The 1,637-nt window shown below is 68.4% G+C and carries 1 protein-coding gene; it reads right to left on the reverse strand.

The features are described 5' to 3' along the window. On the reverse strand, positions 1 to 1,637 hold a 1,637-nt coding region (locus tag CK221_RS29465), incomplete at both ends, for a condensation domain-containing protein (RefSeq protein WP_245322586.1).

Raw genomic sequence — 1,637 nt, forward strand, 5'->3', positions numbered from 1 at the left:
ACCTGCGCCTCGAACAGCTCGTGGATGCACTTGTGCGACGGATAGTCCGCTTCCGTCCGGTTCAGCTCCTCCAAAAGGTAAGTCCGCTCCTCGCGCGACAGCAACTCGATGCGGCCCACCGGCTGCCCGGCATCGGCAACCATCGCCCGCAGCAGCGCCAAAAGATAGCCGCGCTGCCGCTCGATCGTGGCTTCGTCGAACAGTGCGGTCGCATAGTGCAGCTTTCCGGCGAGCTCCTCGCCGCTCTCGCCAAGGCTCAGCTCCAGGTCGAACTTGACCTGGTCGTAGGCATTGCCCACAGCCTCGATCGCGAGCCCGGGCAGGTCAAGCCGCTCGACGGCCGCGTCCTGCCAGGCCAGCATCACCTGGAACAGCGGCGTGTGGTCGAGCGCGCGCTGCGGCTTGACGATCTCAACCACCTGCTCGAACGGCAGGTCCTGATGCTCCTGCGCGGCAAGCGCGGTGCGCCGCGTGCGTTCCAGAAGCTGCGCCACGCTCGGCGCCCCCGACAGATCCAGGCGAAGCGCAAGCGTGTTGACGAAGAAGCCGATCAGCTCTTCGATCTCGCGCCGGCCGCGATTGGCGCTCGGCACGCCGATGACGATGTCGTCCTGCCCTGACAGGCGCGACAGAACCGCCGCCCAGGCCGCCAGCACCGTCATGAACAAGGTCGTGCCCTGCTGGCTGGCCAGCCGCTTCAGCCCGCGCGTCAGCGCCGGATCGATGACCACCGGCACGCCGGCCCCGGCAAACGACTGCTGGGCTGGGCGCGGCCGGTCCGTCGGCAAGGCAAGGCGAGCAGGAGCCCCCGACAGGGCCTCGCGCCAGTGACGGGCCTGGCTCTGCAGCCTGTCCCCCGACAGCCACTGCCGCTGCCAGGCAGCATAGTCCGCATACTGGATGTCGAGCGGCGCCAAGGGATCATCATGCCCGGCAGCGAAGGCCCGGTAGAGCTGACCGAGTTCCCGCACCAGCACGCCCATCGACCAGCCATCCGAGACAATGTGATGCTGCGTCAGCAGGAAGACGTGCTCCTCATGCGACAGCCGGATCAGGCGAGCGCGGATCATCGGCCCGCGCGACAGGTCGAAGGGCGTGTGCGCCTCTTCACGGCACAGGTCCTCAAGGGCCGCCTCAGCATCGGCCCGGCCGCACAGGTCGTGCTCGACCGGCGGCAGACCAGCATCCGCCGGCAGGACCCGGACCCAGGGCTTGCCGTCGGGCGCGACAAAAACATGGCGCAACGCCTCGTGACGCGCAAACACACCATCGAGGCTGCGCTGCAGGGCCGCCCGATCGAGCCGGCCCGTCAGCCGCAAGGCCATCGGGATGTGGTAATTGGTGCCGGCCTCGTCCAGCTGCGCCAGGAACCACAGCCGCTGCTGGGCGAAGGAGAGCGCAAGCGGCTCATCGCGCGACACGGCAACAATCGCCGGCAGGTCTTTGCGATCGGCGCGGCTCAAATCTTCAACGATGCTTTCCGCCAGATCGCAAAGCACCGGCCTGGCGAAGAGCGTCGACAGCGGCACCTCGACACCGACGGCCGGCGAGAGCCGGCTCAGCAGCCGCACCGCCAGCAGCGAATGGCCGCCGAGCTCGAAGAAGTGGTCGTGGCGGCCGACCCGATCGAGCCCCAG

It is taken from the genome of Mesorhizobium sp. WSM3868, assembly GCF_002294785.1.
Taxonomy (GTDB): domain Bacteria; phylum Pseudomonadota; class Alphaproteobacteria; order Rhizobiales; family Rhizobiaceae; genus Mesorhizobium.